The organism is Sphingomonas sp. BRN-1R (genome assembly GCF_057748035.1).
In genome coordinates this window covers 3,256,837-3,272,468 of record NZ_CM173236.1, presented here as the reverse complement: position 1 = coordinate 3,272,468, position 15,632 = coordinate 3,256,837, and the positions used below count along the sequence as shown (strand labels likewise).

At 66.4% G+C, this 15,632-nt stretch carries 12 protein-coding genes; 5 read left to right on the top strand and 7 right to left on the bottom strand.

The annotated features are described in order from the left end of the window. Positions 1-17: 17 nt before the first annotated feature. The 4 genes from AC3ANX_RS15285 to AC3ANX_RS15270 form a co-directional block, all read right to left on the bottom strand. The gene (locus AC3ANX_RS15285; RefSeq protein ID WP_488334114.1) at positions 18-731 is read right to left on the bottom strand and encodes a potassium channel family protein; all 714 of its coding nucleotides are present in this window, start codon (positions 729-731) and stop codon (positions 18-20) included. Positions 732-837: 106 nt separating this feature from the next. Beyond that, on the bottom strand, positions 838-2,208 hold the full coding sequence (locus AC3ANX_RS15280; RefSeq protein WP_488334113.1) for an Nramp family divalent metal transporter: 1,371 nt from the start codon (positions 2,206-2,208) through the stop codon (positions 838-840). 224 nt (positions 2,209-2,432) lie between these two features. After that, positions 2,433-3,845, bottom strand: a complete 1,413-nt coding sequence (glnA, locus tag AC3ANX_RS15275; RefSeq protein ID WP_488334112.1) for a type I glutamate--ammonia ligase — start codon at positions 3,843-3,845, stop codon at positions 2,433-2,435. A 104-nt stretch (positions 3,846-3,949) separates the two neighbouring features. Continuing rightward, positions 3,950-4,288 carry a P-II family nitrogen regulator gene (locus tag AC3ANX_RS15270; RefSeq protein WP_069206832.1) on the bottom strand — a complete coding sequence of 113 codons (339 nt, stop codon included), beginning with the start codon at positions 4,286-4,288 and terminating at the stop codon, positions 3,950-3,952. A gap of 422 nt (positions 4,289-4,710) precedes the next feature. On the opposite strand from AC3ANX_RS15270, the gene AC3ANX_RS15265 reads away from it, so the two are divergent. Continuing rightward, on the top strand, positions 4,711-5,538 hold the full coding sequence (locus AC3ANX_RS15265) for a transglutaminase family protein (RefSeq protein ID WP_488334111.1): 828 nt from the start codon (positions 4,711-4,713) through the stop codon (positions 5,536-5,538). 101 nt (positions 5,539-5,639) lie between these two features. On the opposite strand, the gene AC3ANX_RS15260 is transcribed toward AC3ANX_RS15265, so the two are convergent. Together AC3ANX_RS15260 and AC3ANX_RS15255 are read right to left on the bottom strand one after the other, a co-directional pair. Beyond that, positions 5,640-5,960 carry a Rap1a/Tai family immunity protein gene (locus AC3ANX_RS15260; protein WP_488334110.1) on the bottom strand — a complete coding sequence of 107 codons (321 nt, stop codon included), beginning with the start codon at positions 5,958-5,960 and terminating at the stop codon, positions 5,640-5,642. A gap of 56 nt (positions 5,961-6,016) precedes the next feature. Beyond that, a complete protein-coding gene (locus AC3ANX_RS15255; protein WP_488334109.1) occupies positions 6,017-6,607 on the bottom strand; it encodes a TetR/AcrR family transcriptional regulator in 591 nt (196 codons plus the stop codon). A gap of 102 nt (positions 6,608-6,709) precedes the next feature. Here AC3ANX_RS15255 and AC3ANX_RS15250 point away from each other — a divergent pair, with 102 nt between their 5' ends. The 4 genes from AC3ANX_RS15250 (at position 6,710) to AC3ANX_RS15235 (ending at position 13,080) form a co-directional block, all read left to right on the top strand. Then, a complete protein-coding gene (locus AC3ANX_RS15250; RefSeq protein ID WP_488334108.1) occupies positions 6,710-7,897 on the top strand; it encodes an efflux RND transporter periplasmic adaptor subunit in 1,188 nt (395 codons plus the stop codon). 6 nt (positions 7,898-7,903) lie between these two features. Further along, positions 7,904-11,107: an efflux RND transporter permease subunit gene (locus tag AC3ANX_RS15245; protein ID WP_488334107.1), complete on the top strand. Its 3,204-nt coding sequence runs from the start codon at positions 7,904-7,906 to the stop codon at positions 11,105-11,107. A 6-nt stretch (positions 11,108-11,113) separates the two neighbouring features. Beyond that, complete coding sequence (locus tag AC3ANX_RS15240) at positions 11,114-12,661, top strand: efflux transporter outer membrane subunit (protein ID WP_488336968.1); 1,548 nt, start codon at positions 11,114-11,116, stop codon at positions 12,659-12,661. Positions 12,662-12,771: 110 nt separating this feature from the next. Continuing rightward, entirely contained in the window at positions 12,772-13,080 is a 309-nt protein-coding gene (locus tag AC3ANX_RS15235; protein ID WP_488334106.1) for a hypothetical protein, read from the top strand. A gap of 74 nt (positions 13,081-13,154) precedes the next feature. Here the strand turns inward: AC3ANX_RS15235 and AC3ANX_RS15230 are convergent, their stop codons facing one another. After that, positions 13,155-15,584: a TonB-dependent receptor gene (locus AC3ANX_RS15230; RefSeq protein WP_488334105.1), complete on the bottom strand. Its 2,430-nt coding sequence runs from the start codon at positions 15,582-15,584 to the stop codon at positions 13,155-13,157. Positions 15,585-15,632 lie beyond the last annotated feature (48 nt).

The following is a 15,632-nucleotide window of genomic DNA, read 5'->3' as shown; positions in this document are numbered from 1 at the left end:
CACCAGAGATAGGGTGCTTAACCGCCCGCGTCACCTTTTCCCTCGGGCGTGTCGGCATGGGCGAGGTGCAGCGCGACCAGCCGCGCCAGCAACGTGGCGGGGAACAGATGCCCGAACACTGCCTCCAGATTGGCGAGGCTGCGCGCCAGCGGGTGCAGCGGCACGATGTCGCCATAGCCGCTGGTGGTGATCGTCACGATGCTGAAATAGGTGAGCGCCGCGGTCCGCTCGCCCGCGCCGGCGATGAACCGGTGCCCGTCGGCCATCACGATCGCGCCCGGCGCGCGCGCCTCGATCAGCCCGTAGCCGATCGCGAACAGTTGCGCGACGTTGAGATAGACCAGCACCGCGCCGCGCAGCCGGTGCGCGGTCACGCGGCCGGGGCCGAACACATGCCGGGCGATCAGCGCCGTCACCAGCGCGTTGAACACAAAGGCGGTGAGCGCAATCACCGCATGCATCGGCGCAGCGCCGATCCCCATCGCATGTTCGCCCACGATCGGGCCGACCGCGAGCAACGCCAGCGCGGCAAGCAAAGCACCCTGGGTGACACGGTTGTGCGCAAGCACCCAGACCGAGACCGCGGCGAACACCAGATGCCCCGCGTCGAGCACGACATGCCACGCCGGATGCTGCCCCGACAGCGGGATCGCCGCGAACAGCGACAGCGCCTGCACGAACAGCAGCGCGCTCAGCGCACGGTCGGCATGATGCGGCGTCGGCGTTGTCATATGTGACGATGGCGGAGGGAAGGGGTAAACACGCGGGTGATCCTCGGCCGGCTGGGACGCATGCTTTTCCGCAGTCAACACGAACCCCCGATGAACGGCGTGCGCCTTACCAGAACCAGCTCGCCACCAGACAGGCGGTCGCGGCAAAGGCGACAAGCGTCGTCGCCCAGCCGGCGACGCTCAGCAGCAGGCTGTTGCGCCGTTCCCCCATCATGCGGCGATCGCCGGTCATCAGCATCATCATGAGCAGCAGCGGCGGCACCGAAAAGCCCTGCACGATGCCCGACACGACCAGCGCGCGCATCGGATTGAAGCCAAGGAAGTTGAGTCCCGCCGCCACGATCGTCACTATGAGGATCACGCCGTAGAACAGCTTCGCCTCCAGCGGTCTGCTGTGGAGATTGCCCTTGCGGCCGAGCCCCTGCACCAGATCATAGGCGGCGCCCGTCGTCATCACCGGCACCGCAAGAAAGCCGACCCCGACCACGCCCAGCGCGAACAGCCATTTCGCGCCCGCGCCGGCAAGCGGTTCGAGCGCCTGCGCGGCCTGCGCGGCGCTGTCGATCTGCGTGTCGCCCTGCGGGTGCAACGTCGTCGCGGTGGACAGGATGATGAAATAGAGGATGATGTTGGCGAAGATCATGCCGGTCAGCACGTCACGCCGGGTACGCGCGAGTTCGCGCGCGCTCGCGCCGCGCCGCGAGCGCGGGGTGGTCTTGCCTTCGTCGATCTGCTCCTCGACTTCCTGGTTCGATTGCCAGGTATAGACATAGGCCGACAGCGACGTGCCGATGCACGCCACCACCATCGCCAGGAAATCGGACGAGAGACGGACGTGTGGCTGCACAGTGGCGGCGGCGACCTTGATCCAGTCGGGTTTGGCGAGGATCGCGGCGGCGACATAGGCGAACAGCGCGAGCGTCAGCCAGCGGAAGATGCTGCGAAGCAGATCGTAGCTGCCGAAGATCTGGAACAGTACCACGCCCGCCGCGACCGCCAGCACGATCGCAGGGATCGGGATCGGCACCAGCAGGTTGAGCGCCGCGCCGACCCCGCCGAGGTTCGCTGCGGCTTCGATGATGTTGCCGATGAACGCGCCCAGCATCAGCGGGTAGAGCAGCCACGGCGAGTATCGGTCGCGCACCGCCGCGAACAGGCCCTTGCCATACACCCGCCCGAGCTTGGCCGAGACATAGGTGACGACGAACATCATCGGCAGCAGGACAGGCGCGATCCACAGGAAGGCGAGCCCGAACTTCGCGCCCGCGCTCGCATAGGTGCCGATCGCGGACGGGTCGTCGTCTGCCGCGCCGGTGATGATGCCGCTGCCGAGCACGCGCAGGATGCCGCGCGGGCGCTGACCAGCCTTGGGGGAAGCGGGTGCCGGACCGGCGTGCGTCGGCGACTCAGCCGGAATGGGAGTGGACCCGGTGACGCCGGACGGCGGTAATACGCGGCATTGACGAGCGCCTTCCATTTTGTCGCGCTGTTTCAAACGCGTGAGGTGCCGCGACTATCCGTATGATCTATGTTGTTCGAAGCGGCGGCCCGGGTACGCAGAAAGGGCGCCCGGATCGCTCCGGACGCCCTTTCTGTGTTGCGGGCCGCCGCGGGCGAAGCCCGCGTCGGTCGGGTTCGGCTGCGCCGACCCGCCGGCCGACAGCGCCTGTGCTTTCGCACCGGCGCGGCCGGGGCCGCGCCTCAGGCGCTGTAGTACATATCGAACTCGACCGGGCTCGGCTGCATTTCCCAGCGGTACACTTCCGGCCACTTGAGCTCCATGTACGCGTCGATCTGGTCCTGCGTGAAGACGCCGCCCTTGAGCAGGAACTCATGGTCGGCGGCGAGCGCCTCGAGCGCTTCGCGCAGCGAGCCGCACACCGTCGGCACCAGCGACAGCTCGGCCGGCGGCAGGTCGTACAGGTTCTTGTCCATCGCCTCGCCGGGATGGATCTTGTTCTGGATGCCGTCGATACCCGCCATCAGCAGCGCCGACGTACCGAGGTACGAGTTGGCGAGCGGATCGGGGAAGCGGAACTCGACGCGCTTCGCCTTGGTGCCGGCACCGTACGGGATACGACACGACGCCGAGCGGTTGCGCGCCGAATAGGCGAGCAGCACCGGCGCCTCGAAGCCCGGCACCAGCCGCTTGTAGCTGTTGGTGGTCGGGTTGGTGAAGGCGTTGATCGCCTTGGCATGCTTGATGACGCCGCCGATGAAGTACAGGCAGGTGTCCGAGAGACCCGCGTAGCCGTTGCCGGCGAAGGTGTTCTCGCCCTTGTTCCAGATCGACATGTGCGTGTGCATGCCGCTGCCGTTGTCCATCTTGATCGGCTTGGGCATGAACGTGGCGGTCTTGCCGTAAGCCTGCGCGACCATCTTCACGACATACTTGTAGATCTGGATGCGGTCACAGGTCTCGACCAGCTTGCCGAAGGTCAGGCCCAGCTCGTGCTGCGCGCCGGCCACCTCGTGATGGTGCTTGTCCATCGGCAGGCCCATCTCGATCAGCGTCGAGACCATCTCGGCGCGGATGTCGGTGGTGACGTCGACCGGGCCGACCGGGAAATAGCCGCCCTTGGCGCGCGGACGGTGGCCGAGGTTGCCGCTCTCATAGCTGGTGCCGGTGTTGGTCGGCAGCTCGGTGTCGTCGAGCTTGAAGAAGCTGCCCGCATAGGTCGTGTCGAACTCGACGCTGTCGAACATGAAGAACTCGGGCTCGGGGCCGACATAGACGGTGTCGCCCAAGCCGGTCTCGGCGAGATACGCCTCGGCGCGCTTCGCGGTCGAACGCGGATCGCGCGAATAGAGCGAACCGTCCGACGGCTCGACGATGTCGCACACGATGATGAGCATCGGCGTCGCCGAGAACGGATCGACATAGGTCGCGTCGAGATCGGGCTTGAGGATCATGTCCGACTCGTTGATCTCCTTCCAGCCCTCGATCGAGGAGCCGTCGAACATCAGGCCGTCGGTCAGCTCGTTCTCGCCGATCACGCTCGCGCACATCGTCAGGTGATGCCAGGCGCCCTTGGTGTCGGTGAAGCGGACATCGACCCACTCGATCTCCTGGTCCTTGATCATCTTCAGGACGTCGTTTGCGGAATTCGCCATATGCCCCAACCCTTTCTGGTTCGCTCAAAATCCGGCCCGCGCCGGAGAATCAAAGTTGCTCCCGGAGGAGCCTTGCCTGTCACATTATGCTGCGGCGCGTCAAATCACACCGCGTCTTCGTTACGCTCGCCGGTGCGGATGCGCAGCACAGTCTCGACCGGGATGACGAAGATCTTGCCGTCGCCGATCCGGCCGGTCTGCGCGGCCGCAGCGATCGCCTCGACCACACGGTCGGCGATGCCGTCTTCAACCACGACCTCCAGCTTCACCTTGGGCAGGAAATCGACGACATATTCGGCGCCGCGATACAGTTCGGTATGGCCCTTCTGGCGCCCGAAACCCTTCGCCTCGGTGACGGTGATGCCCGACACGCCGACCTCGTGCAGCGCCTCCTTCACCTCGTCGAGTTTGAACGGTTTGATGATCGCCTCGATCTTCTTCACGTAAACGGCCCCCGGTCCTTGAACGCACGACACTCGCGCCGCGCCTTACAACAAGCGTGCCACTCACGCCGCCTGTGGGGAAGGCCGAAAATGACGGCGCGAAACCGCCGCCCGATGCCTAACACGCACGCAGTCGGGCGGGGGCTGCCCTATTTTGCGGCACCGTTCGAAGCGGGCTGGCGGCTGACCTGCGCGATGCATGGCGACGACCAGCGGGTATAGCGGCAACCAGCCCGGCGATCCGGCGGGCGAGGCGATCGTCGCGCGCACGCAGCGTGCTCGGCAAGTTCGGGATCGACGCGGTCACCACGCGGATGCGCGAGCGGCTGGACGAGATCGAGAGCCAGCGTGCCGAAAGTCTCGCCACCGATTTCCCCGGAGAAGCACAGGCTTAGCTGCCGGCAGGCGCGGGCGCTTGCGCCATGCGTCGCCGACCCCATGTTGGCATCATGGATGAAAACCTGATCCGCCTCGGCCTTGTCGACGACGACGATATCGTGCTCGACGAGGCAGCATTGTCGCTGGCGTTGCTCGACCACCCCGACGCCGATCTTGCCCCGTATGAAGCATTGATCGAGGCGGTGGCGATCCGGCTCGACGCGCTTGGCAGCGCGGAGAGCGCACATGCGCGGGCCGACGCGCTGTCGGCGGTGCTGAACGACGAATTCGGCTTTGTCGGCGATGCGGAAACCTATGACGACCCCGCCAACGCCGATCTGATCCGGGTGATCGACCGGCGGCGCGGGCTGCCGGTCAGCCTGTCGATCCTGTACGTCGCGGCGGCGCGCCGGCTCGGCTGGCAGGCGAACGTGCTTGACGTGCCCGGCCATGTCCTCGTCCTGATCGGCGAGGATGCGGCGCCCGTCATCGTCGATCCGTTCCGGGGCGGTGCGCTGGTCGAGCGCGAGCACCTCGCTGCGCTGCTGGCGAGCCGGGCGACCGGCGCCGCGCCGGCCGTGCAGCATATCGCGGCGATGCCGAACCGGGCGGTGCTGGTCCGGCTGTTGCTCAATCAGGCGGCGCGGGCCGAGCGTGCCGGGCAGGGCCGCCGCGCGCTCGAACTGTATCGGCGGATGACGGTGATGGCGCCGGCGTACGGCCACCCCTGGTGGGAGCGTGCACGGCTCGAGCGCATGGACGGCGATGTGGTCGCGGCGCGGAGCAGCCTCACCGCCATGCTAGAGATCACCCGCGAGCCCGATCTGCGCCGCCGCGTCGTGGATGCGCTCGCGACGCTTTCCGCGCCCTGACGCATAGCCACGCCGCACTTACGCCTCGTCTACGATCGTAGCGCACGCATCGCCGAAGCTGCGTTTGCGCACCTGTTGGGCGTTTCCGCGCGCCCGGCCGATCATTTTTTCGCGCACGGAAAGGCGGCGCGCAACCCGTCGCGCACGACGAAGGCGGGCGCGCGGCTCCACGCCTTGGGATGTTTGCGGATGTACTTGCGCGCGGCGGCGGTCGCATCGATCGTCGAGACGCGGGTCGCCGAGGGGCAGATCTGGTGCGAGGCGGACAGCGTGTCGAACACGCCCATCAGATAACCTGTGCAGAAGGTGGCGGCGGAATCGGTATCCTTGCCGCGGCACTCCTCGGCGAGGTGGCGGGTGGTGAGCGAACTCACCACCGCCGCCGGATCGGATGCGAGTGTCGCGAGCAGAAGCAGAATCATGATCTCTCCGGATGAAGCCTGAAACGGGCTTCGAGTCGTGGTACGATCCGGCGTGCCTATGGCGTTTCGGCCATAAGGCAAGAGATCAGCTTGTCACCCGCGCGCTGCGTGTCGGCGTGGTGCAAGGCGCGCGTGCAGACCGAACCGACCGAGATGATCATGAAGGCCTCCGCCTGAAGGCGATGCTCTTCGGTAACGGTGTCGCTTTCGGCCAAGCCGGCGAACGCCCGGCTGATATTGTCGAACATGATCTGGCGGAACTTCGAGAAGATGGCGTTGATGCGTTCGTTGCGAGAGGCTTCGGCGGCGATCTCGAGAAACAGCCGATCCGCCTCCGGGTCTTTGCGGCACGGGGCGGCGGCGAGCCAGTGTCGTATTGCCGCCTCGTCGTGTTCGGCCAGCGCGCGATCCAGCGTGGCCAGGTCGGCGAACCTTCGACAATCACCCTCGACGATCGCGGCGACGATGTCTTCCTTGGCGGGAAAATCGCGGTATAATTGCTGGACGGCAACACCCGACACTTTCGCGATCAGCGCGATACCCGTCGCATGGAAGCCATGTTCGATGAACAAGCGCCGCGCTACTTCCTTGATGTTTTGCCGGCGCGCCTCGGCGCGTCCTGGTGGCCGGCATTCAGCACTCTGCACTTCGCGATCCTCTGTTGAGTGTGTTGACGCACTCGGACGGCGCGGCTAACGACAGTTTTTGTGAGTGATCGCTCTCTTTCTTTTTTTCAAGCGGGAAAATCTATGTTCTCCAAGCGGCTGATGCGCTGTGTGTTGGCGTCCGGTGCCTCGCTTGCCGTTACGGCGTGCGGCGGCGGTCAGCAGCAGCAGGCGCCGAAGGGCCCGCCCATGGTCGACTATGTGACCGTGCGCGAATCGCCGGTGACGCTGACCGCCGAACTGCCCGGCCGCACCACCGCGTTCGAGACTTCGGAGGTCCGCCCGCAGGTCAACGGCCTCGTGCTCAAGCGCCTGTTCGTGGAGGGCGACATGGTTCGCCAGGGCCAGCCGCTCTACCGGATCGATCCCGCGCCCTATGAGGCGCAGGTCGCCAGCGCCCGCGCCGCGCTGACGCGGGCGCAGTCCGGCATCGCATCGAGCGCGGCACTGGCGCGGCGCTACGGCGAACTGGTCAAGATCAACGCGATCGCTCGACAGGAATATGAGAACGCGCAGACCACCGCCGCGCAGGCGCAGGCGGATGTCGCCGCGCAGCGCGCCGCCCTGCGTACCGCGCAGATCGACCTTGCCCGCACCACGATCCGTGCGCCCATCGCGGGGCGGATCGGCCGTTCGCTGTTCACCACCGGCGCTTTGGTATCCGCATCGCAGACCGATGCGCTCGCGACGATCCAGCGGCTCGACCCGATCTATGTCGATATCCAGGAATCGAGCGCGGATCTGCTCAAGCTGCGTCAGCAGATCATCAGCGGCCAGTTGACGCGCGACGGCAACGCCAAGGTCAAGCTGAAGCTTGAGGATGGCAGCGAATATGGTGTCGAGGGCACGCTGCGCTTCGCCGACGTCACGGTCGATCCGACCACCGGATCGCAGGTGATCCGCGCCCTGTTCCCCAATCCCAGGGGGCTGTTGCTGCCGGGCATGTTCGTGCGTGCGGTGCTGGCCGAAGGTACGCAGGCCAAGGCGATGCTGGTTCCCCAGCGCGCGGTCAGCCGTGACGAGCGCGGCCAGCCGACCGTGCTGGTGATCGGCGCCGGCAACAAGATCGAATCGCGCACGCTCCGGACCGACCGCACCAGCGGCGAGGACTGGATCGTGACGAGCGGGCTCAAGCCGGGCGACAAGGTTATCGTGGAAGGCGCGATGATGCTGCGTCCCGGCGCGCCGGTGCAGGGCAAGCCGTGGGATCCCAATGCCAAGCCCGCTGGCGCGCCGCCGCAGCCGGGTCAGGCCAAGCCGCAGGGCAAGTAAACCGCCATGTCACGCTATTTCATCGATCGACCGATCTTCGCCTACGTGCTGGCAGTGATGATCGTCATCGCCGGCCTGCTGGCGCTGCGCACGCTACCGATCGCGCAGTTCCCCGCGATCGCGCCGCCAGCGGTGTCGATCACCGCGACCTATCCGGGTGCCGACGCTCAGACGCTTGAGAACACGACGACCCAGATCATCGAGCAGCAGATGAAGGGGATCGATCACCTTCGCTACTTCTCGGCCTCGTCGTCGTCGGCCGGCACCGTCACCATCACGATCACGTTCGAGCAGGGCACCAACCCTGACATTGCGCAGGTCCAGGTGCAGAACAAGTTGCAGGCGGCGACGCCGCTGCTGCCGCAGGAAGTCCAGCGTCAGGGCATCTTGGTCGCCAAGGCGACGCAGAACATCCTGTTGTTCGTCGGCCTGTATTCGGAAAACGGCCAGCACAATGACGAGGATCTGGCCGACATCGTCGCCTCCAAGATCCAGGATCCGTTGTCGCGCGTGGCCGGCGTGGGCGACACGCAGGTGTTCGGATCGCAATATGCGATGCGCATCTGGGTCGATCCGCTCAAGCTCAACAATTATGCGTTGACGATGACCGACGTGACCAATGCGGTGACGGCGCAGAACGCGCAGGTTTCGGCCGGGCAGATTGGCGCGCAGCCTGCGCCAAAGGAGCAGATGCTGAACGCGACGGTGTCCGTTTCGTCCCGGCTGACCTCGCCCGAGGAATTTGCCAAGATCCGCCTCAAGACCAACACCGACGGGTCGATCGTGCGCCTCGGCGATGTCGCACGTGTCGCGATCGGCGCCGAGAACTACGGCTTCTCGGCGCAGTGGAACGGCAAGCCCGCCTCGGGCATTTCGGTCAAGCTCGCACCGGGTGCCAACGCGCTCAACACCGTGGTCGCGGTGAAGGAGCGTGTCACCGAACTCGCCAAGCAGTTCCCGCCCGACGTCAAGGTGATCTTCCCCTACGACACCTCGCCCTTCGTGCGCCTGTCGATCGAGCAGGTGATCGAGACGCTGGTCGAGGCGGTCGTCCTCGTCTTTCTCGTGATGTTCCTGTTCCTCCAGAACTTCCGCGCGACGCTGATCCCGACAATCGCGGTGCCGGTGGTGCTGACCGGCACCTTCGCGGTGCTGGCGGCGGCGGGCTATTCGATCAACACGCTGACGCTGTTCGGGATGGTGCTGGCGATCGGTCTGCTCGTCGACGACGCGATCGTCGTGGTGGAGAACGTCGAACGGCTCATCACCACCGAGCATCTGACGCCGAAGGAAGCCGCGCGCAAGTCGATGGACGAGATCACCGGCGCGCTGATCGGCATCGCCGTCGTGCTGTCGGCGGTGTTCCTGCCGATGGCCTTCTTCGGCGGTTCGACCGGCGTGATCTATCGCCAGTTCTCGATCACCATCGTCTCGGCCATGGTGCTCTCGGTCGCGGTCGCGTTGATCCTGACGCCAGCACTGTGCGCCACAATCCTGAAGCCTCACAACCCGAACAAGAACGAGGGCAACGGTCCCCTCGCGCGGTTCTTCCGCTGGTTCAATGACAAGTTCGACCGTGGCCGCGCGCGCTATGAAACCGGCGTGCGCTCGACCACGCGCCGCTTTGGCCGTTCGCTGATCATCTATGCGCTGATCGTCGCCGGCATGGCCTTCCTGTTCCTGCGTCTGCCGACGGGCTTCCTGCCGGACGAGGATCAGGGCGTGATGATCGCGCTGGTGCAGGGGCCGGCGGGCTCCACCACGGCGCGCACGCAGAAGGGGCTCGACCTCATCCGCGACCACTTCCTGAGCGATGCCGGCGATGCGATCCGCGGTGTCTATACGATCAACGGCTTCAGCTTCGCGGGCACGGGCCAGAACAGCGGCATCGCGTTCATGCCGATGAAGGAGTGGAAGGACCGCCCGGGCGCGAAGAACAAGGCGCAGAATGTCGTCGCACGCGCGATGGGCGTGTTCTCGGGTTATAAGGACGGGCTGATCTTCGCGATCATCCCGCCGGCCGTGCAGGAGCTCGGCAACGCCACCGGCTTCGACCTCGAACTGGTCGATGAAGGCGGGATCGGCCATGCCAAGCTGCTTGCCGCGCGCAACCAGTTGCTGGGTATGGCGGCGCAGAACAAGTCGCTGGTGGGCGTCCGCCCGAACGCGCTGGACGACGCGCCGCAGCTCGCGGTCAACGTCGATCAGGACAAGGCCGGTGCGCTCGGGCTCGATCTGTCGACGGTCAACAGCACCATCGCCACCGCGTGGGGCGGCTCGTATGTCAACGACTTCATCGACCGTGGCCGCGTCAAGCGCGTCTATATCCAGGCGGATGCGCCGTATCGCCTCGCGCCCGAGGATCTCGGCAAGCTCTACGTGCGCGGCGCGAGCGGCAACATGGCGCCGTTCACCGCCTTCTCCAATCTGGAGTGGCGGCAGGGGCCGATGCAGCTCACCCGCTACAACGGGTTGCCGGCCATGGAGATCTTGGGGCAACCGGCGCCCGGCGTCTCGTCCGGCGCGGCGTTGAAGGCGATGCAGGACATGCAGGCCAAGCTGCCGCCCGGCACCCGGCTCGAATGGACTGGTCTCAGCTACGAGGAGCAGCTTTCGGGCGGGCAGGCGCCGGCGCTGTACGGCCTGTCGCTGCTTATCGTGTTCCTGTGCCTCGCCGCGCTTTATGAAAGCTGGTCGGTGCCGATCTCGGTGATGCTGGTCGTGCCGCTGGGCGTGGTGGGCGCGCTGCTGGCGGCGAAGCTGACCGGTCTCAACAACGACATCTACCTCCAGGTCGGCCTTATCACCACGATCGGCGTTTCGGCCAAGAACGCGATCCTCATCGTCGAGTTCGCCGAGGAGAAGATGCGCGAGGGGCTGGCGCCGTTCGACGCCGCGATCGAGGCGGCGAAGCTGCGCCTGCGACCGATCCTGATGACCAGCCTCGCGTTCATCTTCGGCGTGTTCCCGCTGGCGATCGCCAACGGTGCGGGTGCGGGTGGGCAGAATGCGATCGGGCGTGCGGTGGTCGGCGGCATGTTGTCGGCGACGATCCTGGCGATCTTCTTCGTGCCGATGTTCTTCGTGGTCGTGCTGCGCCTGTTCCGCCATGGCAAGGAGGAAGGCCGTGATATCGACGAGCGTCCGCCCCATGATGGACGGCCGGAAGACGGCGCGCGGGGCGATACGCCCGCGCCGCAGGGAGCCTGAGGTGTGATGAAGAGCAAATGCGTTCTCGGCCTGCTCGCGGCCACCACGCTCGCCGGCTGCAACCTCGCGCCGAAATACGTGCGTCCGGCCGGCGAAGTGCCGGCTGCGCTTCCCACCGGCGGCGTCTATCCCGCGGCGGCGAGCGATGCGGCCGATGTCACGCAGATCGGCTGGCGCACGTTCTTCACCGACGATCGCCTGCGCGCCACCATCGCGCTGGGGTTGGAGAACAATCGCGACCTGCGCGTTGCGGCGGCCAACGTGCTTCAGGCGCGCGCGCAATACCGCGTCCAGCGCGCGGACCTTCTGCCGACCGTGGGCGTGTCCGGTTCGGCCACCTACACCAACAACGTGCAGGGCGCGGCCAGTACCGTGGCAGGTGCGGCGAGCGGCGGCGCGGCGACGGGCACCGGCAGCACGACCGGCACGAGCACCGGCGCGGCGACCGGCACCGGCAGCAGCGCCGCCGCGGTCGGCTCGGGCTCGACGGATCTGCAATATTACTCGCTGAACGTCGGCGTCTCCGCTTATGAGGTCGATCTGTTCGGGCGGGTCCGCAACCTCAGCCGTGCCGCGCTCGAACAATATTTCTCGACCGAGGAGGCGCAGCGCTCGACGCGGATCAGCCTAATTGCCGAGATCGCGACCGCGTGGCTGACGTTCGCGTCGGATCAGGACCAGCTGCGCATTTCGCACGAGTCGCTCACGTCGTTCGCGCAATCGCTCGAGCTTACGCGCGCACAGTTCCGCATCGGCGTCGCCTCGGAACTCGAGGCGCGGCAGGCGGAAACCACCTATCAGGCCGCCCGCAACGATATCGCGGTGCTGAAGACGCGGCTGGCGCAGGACAAGAATGCGCTCGATCTGCTGGTCGGTGCGCCGGTTACGCCGGCGATGCTGCCGCAGGGGCTGGGCGACGGCGGTGCGGCCTTGCAGGTGCTCCCCGCCGGGATCGCCTCGACGGTGCTGCTGCGCCGGCCCGACGTGCTCCAGGCCGAACATCAGCTGATCGCGCAGAACGCCAATATCGGCGCGGCGCGCGCGGCGCTGTTCCCGAACATCTCGCTCACCGCTACGGTCGGCACGATCAGCACCGCGCTGAGCGGGCTGTTCGCTGGCGGCAGCTTCACCTACACCGCCGCACCGTCGATCTCGCTGCCGATCTTCGACGGGGGGCGGCTGCGCGGCAATCTGCGCGCGGCGGAGGCACAGCAGCAGGCGGCGGTTTCGACCTACGAGAAAGCGGTGCAGACCGCGTTCCGCGAGGTCGCCGACGCGCTGGCGCAGCGCGGCACCATCGACGAGCAGGTCGCGGCGCAGACCGCACGCGTCAACGCCGCCACCGCCGCCTTGCGGATTTCCGATGCGCGCTACCGCGCCGGGGTGGAATCCTTCCTGACGACGCTCGATTCGCAGCGCACCGCCTATTCCGCGCAGCAGCAGCTCGTCACGACGCGGTTGAACCGGGAGAGCAACCTGGTCGAACTGTATCGATCGCTAGGCGGTGGCTTGGCGACCGAAGATCCGGTGCGCGACGATCCGCTCCGCCGCTGAGCGCGCGTGGCGGTCTCGCCTATTGCGAGGCGGCCGACCGCTGCTACTCTGCTCGGGAGCGCCGCTGTCAGCCAGAGACGGCGACGCTCGCGTTGGAGAGGACTGCCGAGATGACCAAGACGTACGATCAACAGAAGAAGCTCCATTGGGAGCTGACGAACGTCGAGTTGAGGGCGCAGGCGACCGCGATCGGACTAGTGCAGCTTTGCATCGAGCTGCGCCGCGCCAATGTGCTCGAAGAACCGGCGATCGACCGGATCAAGGACGCGATCGCCGATCAGGTGTCCGTGGGCGCGCCGCGTGCGATGGCCGCAAAGAACTACCGCAACGACGTGCGCGCCCGGCTGGACCGGCTGTTCGCCGGCGACGAGGAAGTCGGGTCGGCAGAGGCGCTGGCCTTCGGCGCGACGCAGGACTGACGCCGCAGCAGCGAACCTCCCCGATGAGGTAGGTCGCGGAGTGTTTCCCCGCGACCTTACCGACACGATCGGTTTTAGAAGTCGAAGCTGACCGTGCCGAACACCTGCCGCGGCGCGACCGGGAAGGCGTTGTAGGTGTTGGTCGCCGAGCCGATCGTGATGGTCGATACCGCCTTCTTGTCGGTGATGTTGGTGACGTTGAGGCTGAGGTTCAGCTTGCGCACGAACATCGCGTCGCCAAGCGGGATCGCCACGCCGATCCGCCCGGACAGCGTGAAGTACGCCGGCACCGATAGGTCGTTGGTGTAGGTGGCGTAGCGCTTGCCGAGATAATCGCCGATCAGCTGCACGTCGAACGCGCCGTAATTGGCCGACACCACCGTCTTGTTGAGCCACATCGGCGAGCCCGGCACCTGCTTGCCCGCGGTCGGCACGACGACCGCGGGCACGCCGGTCGAATAGTTCTGCTGGTACTTCGAGTCGTTGTACGACGCCGCATCGTAGATCGAGAAATGCGGGCCGAAGCGCAGGGTCGCGGCGAAGTCGATGCCGTCGGTCTTCACGCTGCCGACGTTCTGGATGATTGCGGCCCCACTGATGATCGAGGTGATGACCGTGGTCGGGCTCAGCGCGAGCAGGCGGTTGCTGAAGTCGACGTGGTAATAGCTGAGCTGGCCCTCGAACGCGGTCAGCGGCCCGGCGCCGGTGATCGCATAATGCGCGCGCGTGCCGACTTCGTAGGTCCAGCTCGTCTCGGGCTTCACGTTCGCCTTGAAATCCTCGAACACCGGCTGGCTGCCGAGCGCGAACGGCGACAGGCCGGTGGCGGCGCTCGTCGGGAACTGGCGGATGTTTTGCTGCGCGTTGACGAAAAGCTGGGTGTTGCCGTCGACCTCCCACGTCGCGCCGATCTCGGGCAGGAACGCCTTGTCGGTGTTGAGCTTGCCGACCGGCAGCGCGGTGGAGTTCGAGAAGGAGCCGGGGATCGGCTGGACCGGCACGGTCTGGCTCGCGCGCTGGAACGTGCTCTTGAAGCCGGCAAGGATCGTCACGCTCGGCAGGATGCGCCACGTATCCTGAAGGTGCGTCTGGATCTCGTCGACGCGGATTTCGCTGCCGTACTGCGTGATGAGGGGGGCGGCGAGATCGTGCGGGCGCGTGTAGGGCGACGACGGATTGTTGACGTCGAGCGCGTACCAGCGGCGATACGCCGACGAGCTTTGATGCTCGTACCAGCCGCCCAGCTCGATCTCGTGGTTGCCGAACGTCGCGTTCAGCGTCGAGATCGCGCCCTCGCGGTCGATGCGGTATTCGGTCGTGCGCGTGGCGAGGCCCGAACCGCCGAAGATCGTGCTCAGCCGGGCGAGGTTCGCCGCCGAGGTCGGGCTGCTGCCCGCGACGCCGGGGTAATAGAAGGAGAACAGCCCGGGCAGGCCCGCCACGTCGATCGGCCCCGCCACCACACCGACGCCGTCGTTGTGATGATAATAGCCCTGGTTCGACCAGGTGATGTTGCTGGAAACGTGCCAGTCGTACTTCACATAGCCCAGGTAGTCGGTGCGCTGCGCGTCGCTGTAATAATTGCGGTAATTGTCGGATGCCGCCTTGTACGCACCCGACGAGAGATAGGTCTGCGCGCCTTTGAAGTCGGGGTACAGGAACGGCCGCGCATACGGCACGGTGCCGGGCAGCTCGCCCTTGCTGATGTTGATGACGGTGGCGTCCTCGTTCGGTTCGGTCTTGTCCGAATAGGCGCCGTAGATGGTGAGCCGTCCGGTGGCGTCGTCGTGCACGAACTTGCCGTTGGCCTGATAGCCGCCCTGATGGCCGTTGAAGTCCCACGCCTTCGCATCCTGCCGAACGCCCGACAGATAGAAGGCATTGCCGCCGCCGAGATCGCCGCTGTCGACGCGTACGAAGGTGCGGTACGTGTTGTAGCTGCCGAACGTCTGCGAAATCGTGCCGCCGCGCTCCGCCTTGGGATCGCTCGAGAAGGTGTCGATCGTGCCGCCGAGGTTGCTGGTCGAGGCGGTGCCGAGATCGCCCGCACCACTCGCCAGCGTGACGCGGCCGACATTCTCCGAGATGATCGCGCGCTGCGGCGAGAGGCCGTTGTAATTGCCATAGGTCTGGTCGCCCAAGGGGATGCCGTCGAGCGTGTAACCGAGCTGCTGCGCGTTGAAGCCGTGGATGAACAGCGAGATGTTCTGTTCGTTATTGCCCCACGGATCGGCGGTGAGGAAGGTGACGCCGGGCAGTGTCTGGATCGCCTTCAGCGGGTTGATGCCGGGCAGCTCCTTCTGGATCTGCGTGCCGTCGAGCTCCACCACCGAGCGCGTGCGCCGGCCGGTGACGACGATCTGGCCTTCGCCGCCGTCGGGGGTGGCCGCACCCTCGGCGGGGGCGACATCCGCCGCCGGTGCCGCCGGAACGTCCTCGGCATGAGCGGCGACCGGCAGGAGTGCGGTCGCCAGCGCGAGCATCGATACGGCGTAGCTGTTCATTCGTCGGCCCCTTACGGCATTGCAATCGAGCCGGCGGGTAGGAGCGAC

What these genes read in the sequence shown, in the direction of transcription:
- AC3ANX_RS15285 (WP_488334114.1), bottom strand. Translation starts at nt 731, where the DNA reads ATGACAACGCCGACGCCGCATCATGCCGACCGTGCGCTGAGCGCGCTG.
- AC3ANX_RS15280 (WP_488334113.1), bottom strand. Translation starts at nt 2,208, where the DNA reads ATGGAAGGCGCTCGTCAATGCCGCGTATTACCGCCGTCCGGCGTCACC.
- glnA (WP_488334112.1), bottom strand. Translation starts at nt 3,845, where the DNA reads ATGGCGAATTCCGCAAACGACGTCCTGAAGATGATCAAGGACCAGGAG.
- AC3ANX_RS15265 (WP_488334111.1), top strand. Translation starts at nt 4,711, where the DNA reads ATGCGTCGCCGACCCCATGTTGGCATCATGGATGAAAACCTGATCCGC.
- AC3ANX_RS15260 (WP_488334110.1), bottom strand. Translation starts at nt 5,960, where the DNA reads ATGATTCTGCTTCTGCTCGCGACACTCGCATCCGATCCGGCGGCGGTG.
- AC3ANX_RS15250 (WP_488334108.1), top strand. Translation starts at nt 6,710, where the DNA reads ATGTTCTCCAAGCGGCTGATGCGCTGTGTGTTGGCGTCCGGTGCCTCG.
- AC3ANX_RS15245 (WP_488334107.1), top strand. Translation starts at nt 7,904, where the DNA reads ATGTCACGCTATTTCATCGATCGACCGATCTTCGCCTACGTGCTGGCA.
- AC3ANX_RS15240 (WP_488336968.1), top strand. Translation starts at nt 11,114, where the DNA reads ATGAAGAGCAAATGCGTTCTCGGCCTGCTCGCGGCCACCACGCTCGCC.
- AC3ANX_RS15235 (WP_488334106.1), top strand. Translation starts at nt 12,772, where the DNA reads ATGACCAAGACGTACGATCAACAGAAGAAGCTCCATTGGGAGCTGACG.
- AC3ANX_RS15230 (WP_488334105.1), bottom strand. Translation starts at nt 15,584, where the DNA reads ATGAACAGCTACGCCGTATCGATGCTCGCGCTGGCGACCGCACTCCTG.